We start from the raw sequence: 22942 nt of genomic DNA, 5'->3' as shown, positions 1-22942 counted from the left end.
GCGCAGCGTCGTCAGCAGTTCATCCAGGCCGCTCACAGCTCGCCCTCCTCACGGCCCGCTTCGTCGGCGGACTCGGGTGGTGGGGCCTTCGCGGCCCACGTCAAGGTGTCCAGGTACTCCGCGAGGCCCGCGATGGTAGGGGCCTGGAACATGCGCTCCAGGGAGAGGTCCAGCCGCAGCGATTCGCGGATGCGCGAGGCCACCTGCGTCGCGAGCAGCGAGTCCCCACCCAGCTCGAAGAAGTCGTCGTGGACGCCCACGCGTTGCAGCCGCAGGGCCTTCATCCACACCTCCGACACCGCCTGCTCCGTGGCGCTGCGCGGCGCGACGAACGGCTTCGTGGGCGCGCTGGTCGCAGGGTCGGGCGCGGGCAGCGAGCGCCGGTCGAGCTTGCCGCTCGCGGTGAGGGGCATGGCCGTCAGCAGGACGAAGAAGGCCGGGATCATGTAGTCCGGCAGCTTCTCCTGGAGGGACTGGCGCAGCGCGGTGGGCGTCACGGCGTCGGGCGCCGTGGGAACGACATACGCGACCAGCCGCTTGTCGTGCCCGGCCGCGTCCGCGTCCTGCTCCTCCCTCACGGTGACGATGACTTCCTGGACGCAAGCGTGCCGGCTCAGCGCCGCTTCAATCTCTCCCAACTCGATGCGGAAGCCGCGCACCTTCACCTGGTGGTCGGTCCGTCCCAGGAAGTCGAGCGTGCCGTCGGGCAGGTAGCGCGCGAGGTCGCCCGTCTTGTAGAGGCGCGCGCCGGGCTTGTCGCTGAACGGATCCGGGATGAAGCGCTGCGCCGTCAGCTCCGGACGGTGGAGGTAGCCCTGCGCCAGCACCTCGCCGCCGATGTGGAGCTCTCCCGCCACGCCCAGGGGCACCGGCTCGCCGTACTTGTCCAACATGTAGAAGGTCCGGTTGGAGCGCGGCCGGCCAATGGGCACGCGCGAGTTCGCCTGGGGCGTGCTCGTGGCGGCGGGGACTTCGAAGGTGGTCGCGGTGATGACCGCCTCCGTGGGGCCATACGCATTGAGCAGCCGCACCGCGCCCAGGGGACCGCGCTGCCACAGCTCCAGCACCTTGGGCAGGATGGTGTCCCCGCCGATGATGATCAGCCGCACGCGGTGGCCGCCCAGCTCCTGCGGCGATTCGCTCCAGCGCTGCGTCACCTGCTGCCAGTAGGCGGTCGGGAAGTTCAGCACCGTGAGCTGCTGCTCGACGATGCGGCGCGGCAGCTCCTCCGCGGTCCAGACCTCCGGGCCGCGCAGCACCACCGTGGCGCCGACCATGAAGAGCGGGAGAATCTGCTCCAGGGACGCATCGAAGTTGAACGACGCGAACTGCAACATCTTGTCGTTCGCGGAGTGCCGGTAGTGGTCGCGCACGTCCTGGCAGTGGACAACGAGCGCGCCGTGTCCCACGGCCACGCCCTTGGGTTCGCCCGTGGAGCCGGACGTGTAGATGACGTACGCGGGCGAGTCCGGCGAGGCGAGGTTCTCCAGGTCCGTGTCGGGCCACGCCGCGAGCACGGCGGCGTCCTCGTCCAGACAGAGGACCTTCGCGTCGTGCACGGGCAGCCGCTCCAACAGCGGCCCCTGCGTCACCACCACCGCGACGCGCGAGTCATCGAGCAGGTACTTCAGCCGCTCCAGGGGCAGTCCCGGATCCAGCGGAACGAAGGCGCCGCCCGCCTTGAGGATGGCCATCAGGGTGACGAGCACCTCGGGGGACCGCTCCAGGAACGAGCCCACGAGCACGCCGGGCCCGACTCCCAGTTCGCGCAGGTGGTACGCCAGCCGGTTCGCCTGTCCGTTGAGGGCCGCGTAGGTCAGCAGTTGACCGTCGAACTCCACCGCGACCTTGTCGGGGCGCGCGGCGGCCTTCTTCTCGATGACTTCGTGGACCAGCAGGTCCTTGCGATACGGGGCCCGGGTCTGGTTCCACGCGGTGAGCAGGTGATGGCGCTCGGCGGGGGAGAGCAGGGGCAGGTCCGCCAGCCGGCGGCGCGGATCCGCGACGAGTCCCTCCAACAGCGTGTAGAAGCCACGCGTCCAGCGCTGGAGCGTCCCGGCCTCGAAGAGGTCGGTGTTGTATTCGAAGTCCAGCACGAGCCCGTCCTCGACCTCGATGGCGTTGAGGCTCAGGTCGAAGGCCGCGTAGCGGATGGGCTGCGAGTGGAAGTCCGTGCGCAGCCCGCTCATCTTCGCGGCGGCCATGGGCCGCTCCAGGTTGAACGTCACGCTGACCAGCGGGTTGTGGCTGGTGCTGCGCGGCAGGTTCAGCCGGTGGATCAGCCGGGCGAAGGGATACGCCTGGTGCTCGTAGGCGCTCCACAGCGTCTGCTTGAGCCCCTGGAGATATTTCGGGAACGACTGCTCCCCCCGGGCGTGGCTGACGATGGGCAGCAGGTGCGCGCAGTAGGCGACGAGCTGCTCGCTATCCTCCAACTCCCTGCCACCGGTGGGGATGCCCACGAGCAGCTCGTCCTGGCCCGTCAGCCGGTGCAGGAAGGTGGTGTACGCGGAGAGCAGCAGGATGAAGAGGGTGGATTGCTGCTGCTGCGCCAGCTCCCGCACGGAGCGGGTGAGCGACGCCGACAGCCGCACCGTTTCGCGGGCGCCCCGGTAGCTGCGCAGGGCCGGACGGCCGTGGTCCGTGGGCAGCTCGATGGCGGGCACCGTGTCCACGCGCTGCTCCAGCCAGTAGCGCTCGTGCGCCGTCATCTCCTGCGTCTGGGCCTGCCGCCGCATCCAGCGGACATGGTCGCTGAACTGGAGGGGGCGAGGCCGGATGGCGCTGCGGCCTTCATGGATGGCCGAATAGTGCTGGGCGATCTCCTGCACGAGGATCCCCAGCGACCAGCCATCCACCACCACGTGGTGGACCGTCAGGACGAACAGGTGGTCATGCGGGCTCAGCTTGAGCAGGTGCGCGCGGAACAGCGGCCCCCGGTGCAGGTCGAACGGGGACTGGCCTTCCGCTTCGTACCAGGCCGTGAGCTGGGCGGACTGCTCGTCCGACGGCAGCGCGGACAGGTCCTCCAGCGGCAGGCCCGCGGTGAGCCGCGGGAGGATGCGCTGCTGCTCGCCTGATTCGTCCAACTGGATGCGCAGCGCCTCGTGACGATCCACGACGTGCTGGAGCGAGCGCTGGAGCAGGTCGACCTGGAGGACGCCCGACAGGCGCAGGCTGAGCGACAGGTTGTAGGCGCTGGAGCCGCCCGCGTTCATCTGCGAGAGGATCCACAGTTGCTGCTGGGCCTCCGTGGTCGGCAGCACGTTCGGCGGGAGCGAGGGCTCCTCCGGCGCGCTCTCGACGGGGCGCTGCGCGTTCGGAGCGTCCGGGGTGGTAGCCCGGGGCCAGAAGCCGCCTTCGCGCAGCTCGGCCACGCTCTGCGCCACCACGCGCACGAGGGTGTCGAGGTCCTCGTCGGTGTGCGCGGTGGAGAGCATGCACGTGCGGCCCTCCCAGATGTAGATGCCCCGGTCGATGAGCTGGCTGAAGAACAGGTCCATCTCCAGCGGCTGGAACAGGTAGCTGGAGTTTCCGGCCGAGGTGAAGCGGAGCACCGACCCGCCGTGCACCAGGGTGATGGGGACCTGCTCGCGCTCGAAGATGGCGTTGATGCGCTCCGCGAGCTTCGCGGCCCGGTGGTTCAGGCGCTCCTGGAGGCCGGGACCTTCGCGCTTCAGGTGTCGGAGGGTGGCGAGGGTCGCCGCCATGGTCAGCGGGTGCTTGCAGAAGGTGCCCGCGGAGAAGGTGTCTCCCTGGACGGGATGGGACGCATCTCCATAGCGCCAGTCGCCTCCGTCGATGCGGTCCACGAAGCCGCCGCGATCCGCCACGACGCCCAGGGGCATGCCGCCGCCAAGAATCTTCCCGTACGTCGTGATGTCGGCCTCGATGCCGTACCACGCCTGCGCGCCGCCCGGATGAAGGCGGAAGCCGGTGATGATCTCATCGAAGATGAGCGGCACGTGCGCCTCGCGGGTCAGCTCCCGGAGGGTGTGCAGGAAGGCGCGGGGCTGCACGTGGGGGCGGCGGCTCTGCACCGGCTCCACGAGGACGGCGGCCAGTTCGTGCAGGTGTTCGCGGATGAGCTCCAGCGTCCGCTCTTCTCCATAGGGCAGCACCAGCACGTCATCCGCGATGTGCTGCGCGACTCCGGAGGCCATGGGCAGCGACCGCGGCACGCCGCCGACCATGCGGCCCACGACGAGCGTCCCGTCGGAGTGACCGTGGTAGGACGACGTGAACATCACGATCTTCGTGCGCCCCGTCACCGCGCGGGCCACGCGCAGCGCCGTCATCACCGCCTCCGTGCCGGAGTTGCAGAAGGTGACGCGCTTCATGCCGGTGAGCTCGCAGATGAGCTCCGCCGCCTCGCCCGCGAGATCCGACTGCGTGCCCAGCTCCATGCCCTGGGCCAGCCGCTGCTGCATCGCCTCGAGGACGAAGGGCGGGTTGTGCCCGAACAGGTGCACGCCGAAGCCCATGGAGAGGTCGATGAACTCGTTGCCGTCCACGTCCCAGACGCGCGAACCGTGCGAGCGGGAGCTGACAATGGGGTAGCAGAGCTCCTTCACCTCCGGCCGGAAGTTCATCTGCCAGCGCACATCACTCCACTGGCCGCGATGGCGGATCGCGTTCTGCTTGGAGCCCTGCGTGCGGCGCGTGTAGCGCGCGATGAAGGACTCCAGGAAGCGCTGCTGCTCGACAGGCAGCTCCCGCTCCGGCTCACCGTCCGCCGTGCCCACGGAGAAGGCCGAGGGGCCGGAAGGAGGGGACACAGGGCGCGCGACCGCGACGGGGGCCGCCTCGGGACGCGGGGGAGCCTCCACGTCGGGCTCGCTGGGAACCGCCGCGCCCTTCGCGCCGAGCAGCGCCAGTTGCTGCTTCATGAGCTGGAGCTGGACCTGGATGATCTGCTCCAGGGAACCTTCCGGCGCCTCGGTGGCGGCGGCCTGACGCGCGGCGGGCTGGGGGGCCACGGTGGCGGTGCGCACGGGCGCGGGGGCCTCCGCGAACACGAAGCTGTCGGGCAGGGTGTGGTCCAGGTGGCTGGCCATGGCGTCCAGCGTGGTCAGCTCCTCGAAGACCTGGCGGATGGACAGCTTGAGGCCGAAGAGCTTCTCCACGTTGCGGATGGCGTCCATCAGCACGATGGAGTCCGCGCCCAGCTCCAGGAAGGGCGTGTCCGGGCCCATCCGTTCCGGGGGCATTTGCAGCAGGCGGGCCACCATCGAACGGAGCGCGTCCTGGATCCGCGCCCGGCGAGACAGGGCGGGAACGGTCGACGGCAGGGGCTTCTGCGGCGGGGCCACGGGATCCACGGAAAGGTCCTCCAACCAGCAGCGCTGGCGCTCGAAGGGATAGGTCGGCAGCAGCACGCGCTGGCGCGCCGGGGAACGGTCCACCTGCTTCAAATCGACGGGGACGCCCCGGACGAACAACGCGCCCAGGCTCCCCAGCAGCGTCCGCCCGTCGTCCTGGTGCTTCTTGAGGCTGGGCAGCCAGAGGTTCGCGCCCTCCGGCAGGCACCGCTTCGCCATGCCGAGCAGCGTGTCGTTCGGGCCCAGCTCGATGAACACCGCCGGGCCCGCCTGGGCCGCGTGTTCAATGCTCTTGAGGAACTGCACCGGCTCGCGCACGTGGCGCCGCCAGTAGCCCGCGTCGGGCGCTGACTTCAGGACGGTGCCGGTGAGGTTGGAGACGAGCGGAAGGGAAGGGGCCTGGAATGCGATGGCGCGCGCCGCCTGCTCGAACTCCGCGAGCATGGGGTCCATCCGCGCCGAGTGGAACGCATGCGAGACCGTGAGCGGACGCGAGTCGATGCTCCGGTCCTGCAAGGCCTCCACGACCCGCTGCACCGCGGGCCGCGCTCCGGAGATGACGACGTGGCGCGGGCCGTTGATGGCGGCGAGCTCCACGTCCCGTTCCTCCCCCAACGCCGCGCGCACGGTGGCCTCGTCGGCCAGCACCGCGGCCATGGTGCCGTCCTGGGGCAGGGCCTGGATGAGGCGGCTGCGCGTCGCCAGCAGGCGCAGGGCGTCCTCCAGCCCGAGCACGCCCGCGACGTGCGCCGCGACGTACTCACCCACGCTGTGTCCCATCACCGCGTCCGGCTTCACGCCCCAGGAGCGCCAGAGCTCCGACAGCGCGTAGCCCAGCGCGAACAGGGCCGGCTGGCTGTAGCGCGTCTGGTGGATCCGTTCGGTGTCTTCTCCGGGGGCCGGATACACGACGGACAGCAGGGGCACGTCGAGGTGCGGGCGCAGCAGCGCATCACAGCGCTCCATCGCATCGCGGAAGACGGGCTCGGTCTCGAACAGCTTGCGTCCCATGCCCGCGAACTGCGCCCCCTGGCCCGGGAAGAGGAAGACCACGCGCGGTTGTGCGCTCCGTTGGACCTCTCCGTGGTGCAGGCCGGGAAGGGGACGCTCGTGCAGGAACGCATCCAACTGCGAGGCCAGCTCCGCGTGGGAGGCGGCCGCCGTGCTGATGCGGTGGGCCCAGGCGTCGCGTCCGGTGTTGGCGGTGAAGCAGAGGTCCGCCAGGGCCGGCGCATCCGGCGCGGTGAGGCGGGCCTGATACCGCTGGACCAGCTCGCGCAGGGCTGGCGCGGTCCGGGCCGACAGCGTCAGCAGGTGTTGCGCATGCTCGGAAGCAGTCTCGGTGACGGGCGTCCGGCGCGGGGCCTCGCCCACGATGACGTGCGCGTTGGCGCCGCCGAAGCCGAACGAGCTGAGGCCCGCGAAGCGCGCTCCGGCCTCCGACGTCCACGGCTCGCGCCGGGTCGGGATGTGGAACGCGCTCGGATCCAGCGAGACGTGCGGATTGAGCGTGCGGAAATGCACCTGCGGCGGGACTTCCGCGTGCTGGAGCGCGAGGACGATCTTCACCAGCCCCGCGATGCCCGCCGCCGACTCCAGGTGCCCGATGTTCGCCTTCACCGAACCGACGAGGCAGCGCTGCTCGGAGCGTCCCCCGGGCCGCAGCGCGGCCTTCAGCGCCTCCAACTCGATGGGGTCTCCCAGCGTCGTGCCGGTGCCATGGGCTTCGACGTAGCTGATCTGCCCGGCGGACAGCCCGGCCTGCCGCAGCGCCTGCTGGATGACCTCCTGCTGCGCGAAGCCGTTGGGCGCGGTGAGCCCGTTGCTGGGCCCGTCATGGTTGACCGCCGAGCCGTGGATCACCGCGAGGATTGCGTCCCCCGCGGACTGCGCGTCGGCCAACCGCTTGAGGACGACGACGCCACAGCCCTCGGAGCGCACGTAGCCATCCGCCGCCGCGTCGAAGCTCTTGCAGCGCCCGTCCGGGGCCATCATCCCCGCCCGGGAGAAGGCGATGTTGAGGTCCGGGTTGAGGATGAGGTTCACGCCGCCCGCGAGCGCCATGTCGCACTCGCCGCCGCGCAGGCTCTGACAGGCCAGGTGCAGGCCCACCAGCGAGGAGGAACACGCGGTGTCCACCGCCATGCTCGGGCCCCGCAGGCCCAGCAGGTACGACAGCCGGTTGGCCGCGATGCTGTGCGCGTTGCCCGTGCCCGCGTACGCGTCCAGCCGTGAGCGGTCACCGAACTGCCGCTGCGCGTAGTCGCTGCTGCTGATGCCCACGAACACGCCCGTGCGGCTGCCCCGGAGCGCGTGCGGCGCCTGCCCTCCACGCTCCAGCGCCTCCCAGGCCACCTCCAGCAGCAGCCGCTGCTGCGGATCCATCCGCGCCGCCTCATGGGGCGAGATGCCGAAGAACAGCGGATCAAACCCGTCCACCTGCTCCAGGAACCCGCCCCAGCGCGTGTTCATCGTCCCGGGGTGCGTGGGGTCCGGGTGGTAGTAGCGCTGGGTGTCCCACCGGTCGGCGGGAACCTCGGTGATGGCATCGCCGCCGCGCTGGAGCAGGGCCCAGAAGGCCTCGGGCGTGGGCGCGCCCGGGAAGCGGCAGCCCAGCGAGACGATGGCGATGGCGCTCTCCGAAACCGCCGCCGGCATCACGGGCGCCACCGGGCGCTCCGGCTCCGGGGCGCGGCCCAGGTGCACGCTCACGGCGGTGATGGTCGGGTGCTGCCACACGAGGGTGGGGGACACGTCCCGCCCCAGCCACTCCCCCAGCTCTCCGGAGAGGAAGACCGCGTCCTTCGACGTCAGCCCGTAGTCGACGAAGGCCCGGTCGACGTCGATGGTCTCCTCGGCGAGGTCAGTGCTCCGGGCCACGTAGGCCCGCAGCCACGCGACGAGTTCTTCCCGGGAGCGGTCGGCGGACGGTGTCGAGGGCTTCATGTGGGTCAGGATGGACAGGGGCAAAATCCGTTACGACTGGAATAGATAAATAATCTAGTAATTGTCGTTTAGCATGGAGGACACTTCTAGGTGAACTGTCAGAGGAATCCTTGATTGGCCCAGGGATTCGGGGCTGGGCGCTGCTGACCAGGGTGGTTGCGGATGACGTTGACTGGAATCGAGTGCTGGTCGGAGTCGGCACAGTTGGAGTGCGTCGCGGTGTGCCGGCCAGCGGCGCTCGAGGTCGCGACCGAGTTGGAGGCCTCCGCGGTCGGGTTCATCGGCGCCGTCTCTCGTCAGGACGCGGAGGACGCCTCCGGGCGGCTGTGCGAAGCGCTGACCCGCTTCGGGTGCAGGCTCTTCGACCTGGGGGACTTCCTTCCGGAGTCCGCGCGGGCGGTGAGCGACGCCTCGGTGAACCGCGTGTTTGTCCGGGACACGGCAGCGGTCGTGGGGCGCCAACTGGTGACGGGCACCGCGGCCTTCGCCGCGCGCATCGCCGAGTTCGACGCGACGCATGCGGCGCTGGCGGAGCTGATCCACGGCGGCCCGAGGGACGCGGCCCCGGTGGAGGGGACCGGCGCCGGCCTGGAGTTCGGGGACGTCTTCCTGCTCGATGAGGAGCGCATCTTCGTCAACCTGGGGCTGCGCAGCGACGCGCGCGCCCTGCAGGGCTTCCTGGAGACGGCCTGGGGCGCGGGCTTCCAGGAGGTGGGGGTCGTCTGCATCCCCGAACACCTGGGCATCATCCACCTGGACCTGGCCTTCAACGTGCTCGGGCCCCGGGCGGTGTTGGCCCGCACGTTCCTGAAGCACCTGCCCGTGCGCGTCATCACCCCTGCGCAGGCGCCCCAGTGGGAGTCCTTCGAGGGCTACTTCACGCGGCGGGGACGCAAGGTCCACGCGCTGCCCGCCTCCGAATCCCCCTGCTTCCTCTCCAACTACATCTTCCTGGGCCCCCAACTGCTGCTGGCCTCGCAGAGCGCCGCGCCGCGCCTCCAGCCGCTGGTGAAGGAGCTGGGCATCGAAGTCGAGGGCGTGGACATCGCGGCGCTCGAACGGGGCAACGGCAGCGTCCGGTGCCTCACGCTGCCGCTCAAGCGCCGCGCGACCTACGCCTGAGCCGACCGCGCGGGGCGGACCTCAGAGGTAGTCCACCCAGCCCAGCCGTCCACGGCTCGCGAGCACGCGTTCAATCATCAGCTCGTGCAGCGCGAGCAGCGGCTTCGCCACGTCCTCGCCCTCCAGCCGCCCGAGCGCCCCGGCCATGGCCTCCAGCGTGGACATCCCGTCCGGATGGGGTGGACGGCGCAGCCGGCGGGAGTCCGGTGAAGGTGGGGGCAGCCGCATCCCCGGCAATCGCCTCAGCCCGGGGACGCGCTGCACCATGCGCCGCGCCTGGGCCCAGCTCCCGTCGATGACGACGAGCCGCCGGGGCGGGGGACCCTCGGCCTCCGGCGCGTCGGGGAACAGCAGCCACGTGTCCGAGCCGTCCCCCAGCACCGACGCGTCGAAGGGTTGGCCCGGCGCGCCATAGGAGACGATGCGGCAGCGGGGCAGGGCCAGCGCCGCGATGCGCGCGGTGTTGGTGCTCTTCTCCGCCTCCTTGTTGTGGCGGATGACGAGCAGCTCCGTGCGCGTGGGCACGATTGGCACCTGCGCGCACAGGCACCACGCCGCGGTCAGGTAGCAGCGCTCGCAGCGACCGACGAGGTCCTCCGGGGTCCGGGACCTCATTTCGCCGTGCGGTAGCGCTCCATCAAGGTCCGCGCCTCCCGCAGCTTCTCCTCGACGAAGCGGTCATCCGCGTCCGGTTCGTACTCCGCGTCCGGCGGATCCAACTGGAAGAGGGCGGAAAGGCTCGCGGGGGCGACCTCCAGCCACTCGGAGGTGCGGTTGAGCGCGGCCTGCCGGCGTCCGGCGAAGGTCTCCGGCCCGTCCTCCGGGCCACAGCGACAGATGCGCGCCGAGTCCCCCGACACGTCCACGTAGAGGCCCAGCACCTCCGCGTCCACCTCCGCCGCCAGGGCGCAGGTGGCCTCGCTGACGTAGGCGGCCATGGCCTGCGCCGCCGAACGCTCCGTCAGCGAACGCACCAGGTACACCTGCCACCCGGCCTCCGTGAGCGCCCCGGCCTCGGTGAGGGGGGCCAACTCCGCGGGGGGGGCCTGGATGCGCGACAACAGCCGACGCACGGAGACCTCCAGCCGCTCGAGCCGGGCGTTCGACGCGGGGCAGAAGAAGACCACGCGGTACTCTCGGCTGTCGGCGGCGGTTTCCATGGGCATACGGCTGTACCCAAGAGGACCAAAGGACTCCCCACGCACGCAAGGGGGAGTTTGGTCCCGGGGCGCTTCTCTTGCGCCCCGCCACCCCCCTTGGCCCCTCCAGGCCGGCCTTTCACCCCCCCCGGAGCCCCACCCCCCAAGTCCCGGAGGCTTCCGGCCCCGGAGCCCCGGAACCGGATTTCCAGGCCCCTTCCCGCGCGACCTGACAGGAAGTGTCACGGCGCGTGACGCACCAGGAGGGACGCTCCGCGCGGTGCGCCGCTTCGGATCCGCGACGCCGAAAATCAGCCGGAACCCGCGGGGGGCTGGTGCATGCTGGAGGCCGTTCTGGCCCATGGGCGGGGCACCGAACACCCCGAGGCATTGCACACCCATGGAAAGGAATTGATCGGGGAACGCGTGGATGTCTGTCTATCCCATGCAAGGATTTGGCGTCTGCTTGAAGTGTTCCAGTCGCACTGCCAGTTGCGGTGCAAGATGAAGCGACTGGACGCCTGTCGCATCTGTGAGAAAAAAAGAATCCGACCCTCGGCGTTCTCTGAGGGAAGGGAGGCGGTCGCATGGTGCCAGGGAGGGAGGAGCCCCCTGTCCGGGAGGGCTCTGGAGGGGAATTCGCCGCTTTCGCGATCCGCCATCAGCCGGTGCTGGTCGCCATCGCGCGCAACGTCTGTGGCCGCAATGCCAGTGATTGCGACGACCTGGTGCAGGACGTGCTGCTGCGGGCACTTCTGCAATGGGAGCGGCTCAAGCGCTGGCCGGAGCCGGCGCGGCGCGCGTGGCTGGTGCGCGTGCTTCACAACCGGTTCCTGGATCAGTGCCGGCGGCAGGGCGCTGAGACGGACCGGAGGGTGGATCTGCACAACGTCCACATGCTCTTCGAGGATCCGGAGGATGCGCCGGAACCCGAACAGTGGGAGTGCGTCACGGAGGATGAACTGCGCCAGGCGGTCGCCCGGCTCAACGAGAAGCTCCGGCAGGCGTTCGAGCTGCATGCGCGCGGCCTGCGCCATGCGGAGATCGCCCGTCGGATGAACACCCCCAGCGCGGGAACGGTGGGCACGTGGCTCTTCCACGCCCGCCGCCGCCTCAAGGCCATGCTCCACGACACGGCGGAACGCCGCCGCCAGGAGAGGGAACGATGAGCACCGCGTGTGAGGATCTGCGCCCCCTTCTGGACGGGGAGCTGGCCGCGGAGGACCAGCGCCGCGTCCGAGGTCACCTCGCGGGGTGCGAGGCGTGCGCCGCGCGCTTCCATGACCTGCTGCAACTGGAGGTGTTGGCGAGGCTCGCGCTGGAGGACGCCGCGGAGAGCGAGCGCTGGGTGTCCGCCCGGCAGGCGCGCGAGGCCGTGCCGGGGTCCTGGGACGAGGCCGTGCCGGCGAACTGGCCCGGCGACGCCCTGGCCGCCGACGTGCCCCCGCCGCCCGAACATCTGGAGGGACGCGCCTGGCACCAGGGCGCGCGCCGCTTCCGTCGCCGCTGCCCGGGGTGCGCCTCCTGCTGCCCGTGGTTCGCGGAAGGGGAGAAGGTGGAGGCCGTCACCGCGCCCCGGTGGCCCTGCCCACGCGCCAGCCGCGTCGGTGGGACGCTGCTGCGCCCGCGTTCGCGCCGCTGACGCGCCCTGCTTCGCCGCCTGTCCTGCCTGGAGCACTCCACGGGCAGAGCAGGCGGGCGGGCGGGCTGATTCCGCCAGGAAGGACGGCACCAAGGAATCCCCCCGCTCGCGTTTCGAGAGGGATGGGAGGCGGCAGCCTGACCACGGGTTGCCACGCGCGATGGATCTCTGGTGCAAGAAGCTCTACCGGTTCCTGGATGGCGAGCTCGAATCGGGCGACGAGGAGCGCTTCCGGCTCCACCTGGCCCTTTGCAGCGCCTGCGCTTCCGGCCTGCATGACGCGATGCAACTGGAGATGCTCAGCGCCCAGGCCTTGTGCGGCGCGGTGGCCCACAACGACGTCCCCGCGCCTTCCGCCGCCGCCCGCTCCCTGCTCCGCCCCACCGGGCTCCAGGGCTGGAAGGGCCGGGGGCTGGGGGCGCTCGTGGCCATGGGGCTGGGCGCGCTCCTCGCGTTCCTGTCCACGGCGGACCGCCCGTGGGGTGACACGTGGCGGGCCGCCGCGTCGGCGCGGGGGATGGAGGCGCGCATCTCCTATCCGGCCGCGGACCGCTACCTGCCCTACATCCCCGTCCGCACGGGCACCCCGGAGCCAGGGGCCCTGCTGAGCGAGCCCCCCGTGTCCCTGCGAACACTGGCGGACATGGAGGCGCGGGGAGACCTGCACGGCATCGCGGCCGCGTACCTGGTGCGTGGCGAACTGCGTCAGGCCGCGGACTTCCTGTCGCGCAGCACGCCCTCGGTGGACCGGGACTGCGACTGGGCGGTGCTGGCGATGGCGGCGGGCAACCTGGACGGCGCGCTGCTCATCCTGGAGGGCGTGCTGCGTGAGGTTCCAGGACATCCGCAGGCCCAGTGGAACCGGGCGTTGGTGCTCCGGGCGCTGGGCCATCCGCTGCAGGCGGCGGAGGCCTTCGAGGCCGTGGCGCGTCAAGGGGAGCCGGGGTGGAGCGAGGAGGCCGGAATCCGGGCCCGGGCCCTGCGGGCGGGAGTGAACGCCCCCAATTGAGTCGGCCGCGATCCAAGGATTCTGGCGGTCGGCGTCTAATTATCGAGGCGCGGCGGGGCGGCGGCGAGGACGGGAATGCAACACCGCACCCAGGGGGGACACGATGTACCGCATCGAAACGTGGATCCAGGGGGATGGCGCGATGTGGGCGCTCGGCTCCAGCGGGGGCGCGGAGGTGCGGACGGGGGGCGAGGCCCGGGAAATCCAGGGGCCCGGGGGGGAAGCGAGGGAGTCGACCGTCGACTTCGAATTCGAGGAAAGCGACCTGGAGTGGGTCGCCAGCTACTGAGGTACGGCGCGCGCGCGGTAGGGCGTTCGTGCTCCACGGCGGCCTTCGGGGGAGGGCCGCCCACTTCCAGCGGATTCGCCAGCCAGTACGATCTGGGCGGATCCCGGTGTCTCGGACCGGGGGGGACGAGACCCGGAAGTGCGAGGGAGCGGGGAGACCCGAGCCGGTGAACAAGCAGGCTGCGCCCCAGGTCCTTCGCTCCCGGAGCCTTGATGGTTCCGGGGGCGGAGGACTTCGGTTGAGCGCGCTACGCTCCCGGTCCTCATCCCGACCTGGAGTTCCCGACATGAAGAGCCCACGTGTGGCCCTGTGGCCCCTGCTGGGGTGTTGGATGGCCTGCGCCACCGCCCCCGTCCGAGCCCCCGTCTCCGAAGCTCCTGGCCTGGTGCCGACACCGTCCCAGGCGCTGGCCCTGCGCGCGTCGTGGCTTGCGGAGCGCCATGGGCTGCTGCTCGACATGATGCGCCGTCACGGCGTGGGCATGTGGGTGGTGGTCAACGAGGAGTTCCACGACGACCCGCTGACGGGCTGGGTGGCGCCGCCGCTGCCCTACGCGGGCAACCGCGACGTGTTCGTCTTCGTGGACGCGGGCGACGCGGGCCTGAAGAAGGTCGCGCTGACGGGCTACGCCACGGAAGCGGTGACGCGCTTCTTCGAGCGGCCCCCCGAGAGCCGCAAGCCGCAGGAGGTGCTCGCGGAGCTGGAGGCGCAGTACCGCCCGCGCGCCATCGCGCTGGGCATGGGCGGCAAGCGTGGGGTGACGCGCAGCCTGACGCATGATTCCTACCAGTGGCTGGTGGAGGCGCTGGGCGCGCAGGCGCAAGGGCGCTTCGTGAGCGCGGCGCCGCTCATCGAGGAGTACCTGGACACGCGGCTGCCCGGCGAGTTCACGCCGTACCGCGACCTGGTGGTGCTGACGGAGTCGCTGGTGAAGCGGGCGCTCTCCAACGAGGTGGTGGTGCCCGGCAGGACGACGGTGGGCGAGGTGCGCCGCTGGCTCTATGACGCCCTGTGGGAGGCGCGCGTCACCACGTGGTTCGAGCCGGACCTGCGCGTGCAGCGGCAGGGGATGAAGGACGGCTTCTCGCGAGGGTTCCTGGCGGTGGCGGACGAGTCGGTGGTCATCCAGCGCGGGGACCTGGTGCACGTGGACTTCGGCGTCACGGCCCTGGGGCTGAACACGGACTGGCAGAAGATGGCCTACGTGCTGCGGGACGGAGAGAAGGACGTGCCGGAGGGGCTGAAGCGCGCGCTGGCGAACACGCATGCGCTCCAGGACGCGCTGATGCTGCGCGCGTCGCGGCCGGGGCGCTCGTCTGCGGACGTCTACGACGCGACGATGGCGGAGATGAAAGAGAAGGGCATCGAGGCCAAGGTGTACAGCCACCCGCTGGGGGCGCAGGGGCATGCATTGGGGGCCTCCATCGACTTCCGCGCGGCCTCGCGGCAGGACGCGCCCCGGGTGCTGCGCAAGGGCTCGTACCTGGCCGTGGAACTCAACACCGTCACCGCCGTGCCAGAGTGGGGTGGGCAACAGGTGGCGGTGATGCAGGAAGATCCGGCGTACCTGACGGACGAAGGTTGGAAGTTCTTCGTGCCCCGGCAGGCCGCCTTCTATCTCATCCACTGACGACACGAAGGGAGCGGACGTGATGCGCGTGGGCAGGCCATGGACGACATTCGGACGGAAGGGCCGGACGCGCTTCGCGCTGGCGCTCCTGTGTGGCGCGGCGGGGTGCGCTTCTCCTGTTGGAGATGACGCGGAGGCCTCCGCGCGGCACGAGCGCCCGCTGGTCGCGGAGGGAACGCTCCGGCCGCCGCACGCGGTGGACAGCCTGTTGAGCCTGGTCGACCAGACGGCCGCGGTGGTGGAGGGGGACGTCACCGACGTGCGCTCCGAGTACTCGGAGCGCACGGGCCCGTGGACGGTGGTGACGCTGGGGAACGTGCGGGCGCACCTGGGCGACGTGCCCGGGGAAGTGCGGCTCAAGCAGGTGGGCGGGTCGCTGCCGGACGGACGTCAGCTCGTGGTCAGCCACGTGCCGCGCTTCGTCCGGGGCGCGCGCTACGTGGTGTTCCTGCGCAATACTTCGTGGAGCCTGTCGCCGGTGCTGGACGGGCAGGCCTTCCGGGTGGAGTCGGTGGGCGGACGGGAGGTGCTCGTGGGCGTCGAGGGCGGGCTCGTGTCCGGCCTGGGGTCCGCGGGCGTGCGGCGGACGGCGCCGGTGTTCGAGACGGTGGACCTGTCGGGCGCGCGTCCGGCCTTGCGCGCGGGCGTGGAGGTCGCGGGGCTTCCGGAGGCGCTGGGGCGTGAGGCGTTCGTGTCGCTGCTCCAGAACCACCTGCGTGCTCGGGGACTCGGCGTGACGGGGGCGTTCCGCGAGGAGCCGGTCGCCACCGCGTCGGCGCGGTCCGTGTCGGTGACCCCTGCGTCCGGGCAGGTTCCGGCGATGGGCTCCACTTCATCCCAGCCCGAGCGGGACATCCCGCCCGGCCAGCCGTGAGGAGCTTCGCCATGAACACCACAAGAATCGCGGGCTTCGTCGCGGTGCTGGCGCTGGGGAGCCAGGAGGCGCAGGCCGCGTCCTGGGACACGTGCAATGGCTCGCCGGTGAAGTGGTACAGCGGCCCGGTCGTGTACCGCAACCGGTGCAGCATCCCGGACACTGGCAACGTCAACACGGCGTACTGGAACGGGCTGCGGCAGTGGGACGACCTGTCGCACCTCGTCGCGGGCTTCAACGTGAACCCGGTGACGGACTGCGCGCTGGATCACAGCGACGGTCAGAACGAGATCGGCCTGTGTGACCGGGCGGCCATCGACGGGAACAACGGCGTGACGTACTCCACGGTGGGCGTGTGCTTCATCGGGAGCAACGGCATCGACGAGGCGGACGTCTGCATCGCCAGCGACCTGGACTTCACGCCACGTACCGGCAATGCCTTCGGCACGTCGGGCCGGAGCACGTTCGTGCATGAGGCGGGGCACTTCTTCGGCTTCAAGCACGAGGGCGGGCACAGCATCCTGCGCACGTCGCCGCCGCACCTGGTGACGGGAGGCTACGAGTCCTCCACGCTGTGGCCGACGAACGCGCAGGGCATGCGCGACCTGTACGGCTATTCGCTGACGAAGCCCAACCTGCTGCCGTCCGCGATGGGCGTGGTGGGGGACGTGGCGCAGACGTTGGATCCCGCGCTCACCCGCACCGTGTGTCGCAACACGGCGACGAGCGTGAAGTTCTACGTGGGCAACATGGGCAACGCGGCGACGGGGTCCTATTCGATGCGCGTGCACCTGAGCCCGACGGCGCCACCGCTCGGGTACAGCGAGTCCACGAACGTGGTGGCCACCTTCAACCATTCGATGGCGGCCTTCGCGGAGGGTACCTACACGCTGGGCTTCACGGTGCCGGCGGGCCTTCCCTTCAACACGTACTACGTCTACGTGGACCTGGATCCGGCGGGAGTCGTGGACGAGCTGCGAGAGAACGACAACACCACCGTCAGCGCGATGCTACTGCGGGTGGGGTGCTGAGCATGAGGCCCGGGGTCCTGATGGCGCTGCTGCTCGTCGGGGCCTGCGCGAAGCCGAAGGAGGAGCGGGGGAGGCCGCCGGAGCTGCTCACGGCCGCGCCGGTGTCTCCCTCGAAGTCCATGGCCCTGAAGGCGCCCGAGCAGCCCCAACCGCCGGGCGCGGTCACGGTGAGGACGGACGCGGGCACCTTCGAGGCTCCCTCCGTGCGGCTCATCGCCACGTTCGAGGAAGGGGACGCGCCCGCGACGTTGGAGGTCGCGCTGAGCGCGCAAGCAGGGGATGGGCGGAGCTGGGCGGTGCTGGTTCCGGTGGCGCCCACGTTCCCGAAGAAGAAGCACGCCACGGCCCGGCTGACGACGACGCCCCTGCGGGTGGGGATGGCGTCCGCGGAGCTTCGAGCGCCGTCCGGTCCGGCGACGCTCGCGAACAATGGGACGCTGGAGCTGGACGTCACCGGACGTGAGGTGCGCGGCACGGTGCGGACTGAGGAAGCGGGCCTGTCCGCCACGTTCCAGGGACCGCTCTCCGTCGAATGCATGGTGCCCGCTGCGTGGTTGCAAGCGGCGGATGCGCGGGAGGCGCCCGGTGCTCCCGTGCCGGTGGCTGCTCCGTCGGCGCGGGCTTCGGCGGTCGTTCCTGACGAGGCCCAGAGCACGGCCCGGTGTCGTGCCTTGAAGGAGCACTTCCGCTGAGCGCGCGTCAGTCCGCGTCCTGCCCTCCGCGCCCGCTCACGTCCGCCCAGGTGAGCCCGAAGCGCGTCAGGTACTTCCGCAGCCGGTCCGCGTCATTGACGCTCTTCTTCTGCGCTCGGGACTGCGCGAACAACGCCCGGCCCGCGTCCGACAGCGAGCGCGCGGAGCGACACACGCCCACCACGTCCGCCAGTTGCACGCGGTCGAAGCGGTCCAGCTCCGCCGCGCGCACCGGCCCCAGTATCTCCGCCAGCACGTCCTCCGCGCCCGACATCGCGGCCCCCGCTGGCCGCCACTGAGAGCGCAGCCGCTCCAATTCCTCGTCCACCACCTCTCGCGTCATGCGGCCACCATTGGCCAGCGTGGACATGCGCAGCACGGCCGCGTTGAGGTCGCGGAAGTTGCCGTTCCACCGTCCTTCAGGCGACGTGGCGAAGCGCAGGAAGTGCTCCTGGGCCTCCTTGCTCATCGTCACCCGCGTCCCCAGCGCCTGCGACGCTTGATCCAATTCGAAGAGCAGGTTGGGCGCGATGTCCTCCGGGCGCTCGCGCAGCGCGGGCAGCCGGAAGGTCCACAGGTTGATGCGCGCGAGCAGGTCCTCGCGGAAGCGCCCCCGCTCTACGTCCAGTTGGAGGTCCCGGTTGGTGCCGGCGATGAGCTGGAAGTCGCTCTCCACCTCCTTGTCCGCGCCCACGGGCAGAAACCGCTTGTCCTCCAGCGCGCGCAGCAACATGGCCTGCTCGTCCGCGCCCAGCTCTCCAATCTCATCCAGGAACAGCACGCCCCCGTGCGCCTGCCGCATCAACCCGGGCCGGTCACCCACCGCTCCCGTGAAGGACCCCTTCACGTGGCCGAAGAGCGTGGACATCGCGCCGTCGCCCCGCAGCGTGGCGCAGTTCAAGTCCACGAACGGGCCCGCCACCTGGTTGCGCGCCTTCTTCAGCGCGTAGATGCGCCGGGCGAGCTGCGACTTGCCCGCGCCCGTGGGCCCCGTCAGCAACAGCGGCGCGCGGGACTGCACCGCCACCTGTTCGATGCGCTCGATGAGCCGGTTGAACGCGGCGTTGTGCGTGTCGATGCCGGACTTGAGGAAGGACAGGCCTTCGCGCTGTTGCTGCCGGAAGCGCGCGGCCAGCGTGTCGTAGTTCGACAGGTCCAGGTCGATGATGGCGTGCGAGCCCGCCGCAGAGCGCTTCCCCGCGTTTCCCGGCGACGTCTGCACCAGCCGCCCCGGAATCAACCGGCTCTCCACCAGCAGGAACATGCAGATCTGAGCGATGTGCGTGCCCGTGGTGATGTGCACCAGGTAGTCCTCTTCCTCCGGATGGAAGGGGTGCGCGCGCACGTGGTCCAGCAGCGCGCCGTACGTCTCCTCCAGGTTCCACGGGTCGCGGATGGGCAGGGACGTCAGGCGCACCTCCGTCTCCGGTGACACCTGGGCGATGTCCTCTTGAATCCCCGTGGCCATGGACGCGGCCCGGGGCGGGTGCAGCAGCTCCAGCCGATGCACTACCAGGTCCTCCTGCTGGCACAGCGCCACCGTGGGCCGCCAGCGCGTCCACCGGTGGGTCCCCGACCCCGTGTCCAGCGTCGTCCCCAGCATCCCGAACACGACCGTCCGGCGCGCCTTCGATTTTTGAGCCATCAGGATACGTATTTATCCCATGGGATAGGGATTTCCACTCCTGCTCGGGGGCCTCACCCGGAAACAGCGTTGGCACGGCGGCTGCTCTAGCTCCCCCACGTGACCGGGACGCTGAGCCCGGGTCGAACGACCGAAAGGTGCAGGCCATGAACCGCGAGAACACGAACTACGAAGTGCTGTCGGACGAAGCGGGTCGCCCCATCAAGGCGTGGACGGTGGGGGTGCCGTTCGAGGACGAGGCGAAGCAGCAGCTGCGCAACCTCCGGGGCCTGCCCTTCATCCACAAGTGGGTCGCGGTGATGCCGGACGTGCACCGCGGTTACGGCGCGACGGTCGGGAGCGTGGTGCCCACGGTGGGCGCGGTGGTGCCGGCAGCGGTGGGCGTGGACATCGGATGCGGGATGATCGCCGTGCGCACGACGCTGCGCGCGGATCAGCTGCCGGACTCGCTGCGCGGGGTGCGCTCGGCCATCGAGGCGGCGGTGCCCCACGGCCGTACGGACAACGGCGGCCGTAACGACCGCGGCGCCTGGAAGGATGCTCCCGCGACGCATCAGGCCGTGTGGGCGGAGCTGATGAAGGGATACGAGCAGATCGTCGCGAAGCATCCGCACATCGGCCGGGGTCCGCAGCTGGGTCACCTGGGAACGCTGGGAACCGGTAACCACTTCATCGAGCTGTGTATCGATGAGTCGGATGGCGTGTGGCTGATGTTGCACTCCGGGTCGCGCGGGGTGGGTAACCGCATCGGAAGCCACTTCATCGAGCTGGCGAAGAAGGACATGCAGCGCTTCTTCATCCACCTGCCGGACGCGGACCTGGCGTACCTGCCGGAGGGGACGGAGCACTTCGACGACTACGTGTTCGCGGTGAGCTGGGCGCAGGACTTCGCGAAGATGAACCGCGAGCTGATGCTGCACTCGGCGGTGGAGGCCCTGAAGGCGAGCGGTGAATTGCCCGCGTTCGAGCTGTCCGAGTCGGCGGTGAACTGCCACCACAACTACATCTCGCGCGAAAACCACTTCGGAAAGAACTGCTTCGTGACCCGCAAGGGCGCGGTGCGGGCGCGTGAAGGCGACATGGGAATCATCCCCGGCAGCATGGGGGCGCGTTCCTACATCGTCCGAGGGAAGGGAAACGCGGATGCCTTCCATTCGTGCAGCCACGGCGCGGGCCGCGTGATGTCGCGCACCGAGGCGAAGAAGCGCTTCTCGCTGGATGATCACGCGAAGGCGACCGAAGGCGTGGAGTGCCGCAAGGACGTGGACGTGATCGACGAGACGCCGGCTGCGTACAAGCCCATTGATGCCGTGATGGCGGCGCAGGCGGACCTGGTGGAGGTCGTCCACACGCTCAAGCAGGTGGTGTGCGTGAAGGGATAGCCGACGTGGTTGGTCCCACCCGTCGTCCAGCCGAGGTACCCATGCCGGGATGAAGACGCCGAGGCGCCCGTTCCCCCCAAGAGGTCCCGAAAGGGCCGTTAAGGGTGGGGGAGCGGGCGCCGCTATTTTTTATCAGGGATGGGATGCTGTCCCCGTCCGCGAGCGCCACGAAGGAGCACGACGCACATGGTTCGCATTGATGGTTCACAGGGTGAGGGGGGCGGCCAGGTGCTGCGCACCGCGCTGGCGTTGTCGCTGGTGACGGGGACTCCGTTCGAGATGGTCAACGTGCGCGCTGGCCGCGCCAAGCCGGGCCTGTTGCGCCAGCACCTCACCGCGCTGAAGGCCGCGGAGGCCGTGGGCGCGGCGGAGGTGACGGGCGCGGAGCTGGGCTCCAAGCAGTTGTCCTTCCATCCGCGCGCGCTGACGGCGGGCAACTACCACTTCGCGGTGGGCTCGGCGGGCAGCGCGACGCTGGTGCTCCAGACGGTGCTGCCCGCGCTCCTGCACGCCGAAGGTCCGTCCACGCTGATGCTGGAAGGCGGGACGCACAACCCGGCGGCGCCGCCGTTCGAGTTCCTGGAGAAGTCGTACCTGCCGCTGCTCAACCGCATGGGGCCGCGCGTGGAGGTGACGCTGGAGCGTCCCGGCTTCTATCCGGCCGGCGGCGGGAAGTTCCGCGTGAACATCCACCCGGCGAAGCTGCAGCCGCTGCACCTGATGGAGCGAGGCCGCGTGCTGCGGCGTGAGGCGGTGGCCCAGGTGGCGGCCATCCCCTTCGATGTGGCCCGCCGCGAGCTGGAGACCGTGGCGGGCGTGCTGAAGCTGCGGGAGGACCAGCAGCGTCCGGAGGAACTCAAGCGCGCCTTCGGCCCGGGCAACGTGCTGCGCGTGGAGGTGGAGAGCGAGCACGTGACGGAGGTGTTCACCGGCTTCGGCGAGCGCGGCAAGCGGGCGGAGCTGGTGGGCGAGGAGGTCGCCGCCGAGGTGAAGCGCTACCTGGACGCCGAAGTCCCCGTGGGCGAGCACCTGTGCGACCAGTTGCTGTTACTGCTCGCGCTGGCGAAGGGCGGCGGCTTCCGCACCCTGGCGCTGGATGGCCACGCGCACACGCAACGCGAGACGATGGCTCACTTCCTGGATGTGAAGTTCGACGTCCGCGAGGTGTCCCGCGACGTGTGCGAGGTGACGGTGCGAGGCTGATTCATGACAGGGCCTCGTCCGGCCGGCCGCCCGGCGGACGAGGTGTCCTCCCCAGCGGGGGACAACCCATGACGTTACCTGGAACTCTTCCTACGTTGGTAACCCGTGGGGGAGGATTCACGCGTGGCGGAAGTCCCTGAGGTCGAAATCATCGTCCGCGATTTGAAGCAGGCCGTGGTGGGCCGCCGCTTCGTGGATGCGCAGGTGTTGGTTCCCACGGCGGTGCGCTTTGCTTCGCCGGAGGACTTCATCCAGAACCTGCGGGGCAGGCGGGTGCTGTCGGCGGACCGCCGCGCCAAGTTCATGCTGCTCGCGCTGGATGACGGGCAGACACTCGCGCTGCACTTCATGCTGTGGGGGGAGCTGGCGCTCCGGCCCGTGGGCAGTGAGCGGCCGCTGGCGACGCTCGTCGTCCTAACGTTGGAGGGCGACGAGGAGCTGCAGCTCACCGATACGCTGGGTTACGCGCGTGTGGCGTTGGGACCGACCCAACTGCTGGCGTCACAGTTGAAGCTGGCGGAGCTGGGGCCGGAGGCGCTCGATGGAACCTTCACGCCGGAGCTGTTGGCCCAGCAGCTTCGCCGTCGGCGCAGTCCGCTCAAGACGGTGCTGCTGAACCAGCGGGTGCTCGCGGGGCTGGGCAACCGTGACGCGGACGAAAGCCTGTGGGCCGCGGGCATCGATCCCCGGCGGCTGGCCTCGTCGCTCTCACCCGCTGAAGTCATCAAGCTGCACCGGGGCATCCGCGACGTGCTGGAGGAGGGGTTGCGGCTGCGCGGCACGCAGCGCGACCTGTTCGGGGTGCAGGGCAAGGCGTTGCACCGGCGCAACATCTTCGGCAGGACGGGGGCGCCGTGTCCTCGCTGCACCACGCCGGTGTCGCACCTGCGCATCGGCGGCCGCAACACGCACTGGTGCGCGCACTGCCAGCCCGCGGACGGCCCCGCGCCCGACGCTCCGGCCCAGACGTCACTGCTCTGAACGCGGCGCCCGCGCGGACCTCATCGCTCCGAACAG

General features: G+C 70.4%; 16 protein-coding genes. 12 read left to right on the top strand and 4 right to left on the bottom strand.

What is annotated here, in order from left to right:
• Nucleotides 1–32: 32 nt before the first annotated feature.
• Nucleotides 33–8267, bottom strand: a complete 8235-nt coding sequence (locus OV208_RS31505; RefSeq protein WP_267577637.1) for a non-ribosomal peptide synthetase/type I polyketide synthase — start codon at nt 8265–8267, stop codon at nt 33–35.
• A gap of 162 nt (nt 8268–8429) precedes the next feature.
• On the opposite strand from OV208_RS31505, the gene OV208_RS31500 reads away from it, so the two are divergent.
• Complete coding sequence (locus OV208_RS31500) at nt 8430–9389, top strand: arginine deiminase family protein (RefSeq protein WP_267577636.1); 960 nt, start codon at nt 8430–8432, stop codon at nt 9387–9389.
• A gap of 21 nt (nt 9390–9410) precedes the next feature.
• On the opposite strand, the gene OV208_RS31495 is transcribed toward OV208_RS31500, so the two are convergent.
• Both OV208_RS31495 and OV208_RS31490 read right to left on the bottom strand, forming a co-directional pair.
• A complete protein-coding gene (locus tag OV208_RS31495) occupies nt 9411–10004 on the bottom strand; it encodes a tRNA-uridine aminocarboxypropyltransferase (protein WP_267577635.1) in 594 nt (197 codons plus the stop codon).
• Nucleotides 10001–10549 (bottom strand): hypothetical protein, encoded by a 549-nt coding sequence (locus OV208_RS31490; protein WP_120538898.1) that lies wholly within the window; start codon nt 10547–10549, stop codon nt 10001–10003. Before OV208_RS31490 ends, OV208_RS31495 begins: the two co-directional genes overlap by 4 nt.
• Nucleotides 10550–11115: 566 nt before the next feature.
• Here OV208_RS31490 and OV208_RS31485 point away from each other — a divergent pair.
• The 8 genes from OV208_RS31485 to OV208_RS31450 all read left to right on the top strand — a co-directional run bounded on the left by OV208_RS31485 (nt 11116) and on the right by OV208_RS31450 (nt 17695).
• Nucleotides 11116–11697: an RNA polymerase sigma factor gene (locus OV208_RS31485; protein ID WP_120534502.1), complete on the top strand. Its 582-nt coding sequence runs from the start codon at nt 11116–11118 to the stop codon at nt 11695–11697.
• Complete coding sequence (locus OV208_RS31480) at nt 11694–12170, top strand: anti-sigma factor family protein (protein WP_267577634.1); 477 nt, start codon at nt 11694–11696, stop codon at nt 12168–12170. The genes OV208_RS31485 and OV208_RS31480 overlap by 4 nt, the downstream gene beginning before the upstream one ends.
• Before the next feature lie 160 nt (nt 12171–12330).
• Nucleotides 12331–13179, top strand: coding sequence for a zf-HC2 domain-containing protein (locus OV208_RS31475; RefSeq protein WP_267577633.1), 849 nt, complete (start codon nt 12331–12333; stop codon nt 13177–13179).
• A gap of 103 nt (nt 13180–13282) precedes the next feature.
• Nucleotides 13283–13468 (top strand): hypothetical protein, encoded by a 186-nt coding sequence (locus OV208_RS31470; protein WP_267577632.1) that lies wholly within the window; start codon nt 13283–13285, stop codon nt 13466–13468.
• A gap of 286 nt (nt 13469–13754) precedes the next feature.
• Nucleotides 13755–15098, top strand: a complete 1344-nt coding sequence (locus tag OV208_RS31465) for a M24 family metallopeptidase (protein WP_267577631.1) — start codon at nt 13755–13757, stop codon at nt 15096–15098.
• A gap of 22 nt (nt 15099–15120) precedes the next feature.
• Complete coding sequence (locus tag OV208_RS31460; RefSeq protein ID WP_267577630.1) at nt 15121–15972, top strand: hypothetical protein; 852 nt, start codon at nt 15121–15123, stop codon at nt 15970–15972.
• An 11-nt stretch (nt 15973–15983) separates the two neighbouring features.
• A complete protein-coding gene (locus OV208_RS31455) occupies nt 15984–17003 on the top strand; it encodes a CARDB domain-containing protein (protein WP_267577629.1) in 1020 nt (339 codons plus the stop codon).
• 2 nt (nt 17004–17005) lie between these two features.
• A complete protein-coding gene (locus tag OV208_RS31450; RefSeq protein ID WP_267577628.1) occupies nt 17006–17695 on the top strand; it encodes a hypothetical protein in 690 nt (229 codons plus the stop codon).
• Between the two features lie 7 nt (nt 17696–17702).
• Here OV208_RS31450 and rtcR read toward each other — a convergent pair whose 3' ends face one another.
• A complete protein-coding gene (gene rtcR, locus OV208_RS31445) occupies nt 17703–19340 on the bottom strand; it encodes an RNA repair transcriptional activator RtcR (RefSeq protein ID WP_267577627.1) in 1638 nt (545 codons plus the stop codon).
• Between the two features lie 146 nt (nt 19341–19486).
• Between rtcR and OV208_RS31440 the strand changes: the two genes are divergently transcribed.
• The 3 genes from OV208_RS31440 to OV208_RS31430 all read left to right on the top strand — a co-directional run bounded on the left by OV208_RS31440 (nt 19487) and on the right by OV208_RS31430 (nt 22906).
• Complete coding sequence (locus tag OV208_RS31440) at nt 19487–20722, top strand: RtcB family protein (RefSeq protein WP_267577626.1); 1236 nt, start codon at nt 19487–19489, stop codon at nt 20720–20722.
• A 186-nt stretch (nt 20723–20908) separates the two neighbouring features.
• Nucleotides 20909–21925 carry an RNA 3'-terminal phosphate cyclase gene (gene rtcA / locus OV208_RS31435; protein ID WP_267577625.1) on the top strand — a complete coding sequence of 339 codons (1017 nt, stop codon included), beginning with the start codon at nt 20909–20911 and terminating at the stop codon, nt 21923–21925.
• A gap of 123 nt (nt 21926–22048) precedes the next feature.
• Nucleotides 22049–22906, top strand: coding sequence for an Fpg/Nei family DNA glycosylase (locus tag OV208_RS31430; RefSeq protein WP_267577624.1), 858 nt, complete (start codon nt 22049–22051; stop codon nt 22904–22906).
• Nucleotides 22907–22942: the final 36 nt, after the last annotated feature.

It is taken from the genome of Corallococcus sp. bb12-1 (assembly GCF_026626765.1).
Classification (GTDB): Bacteria; Myxococcota; Myxococcia; order Myxococcales; family Myxococcaceae; genus Corallococcus; species Corallococcus terminator.
Note: the sequence above shows the minus strand (reverse complement) of the source record. Positions and strands in the feature narration are given on the sequence as shown.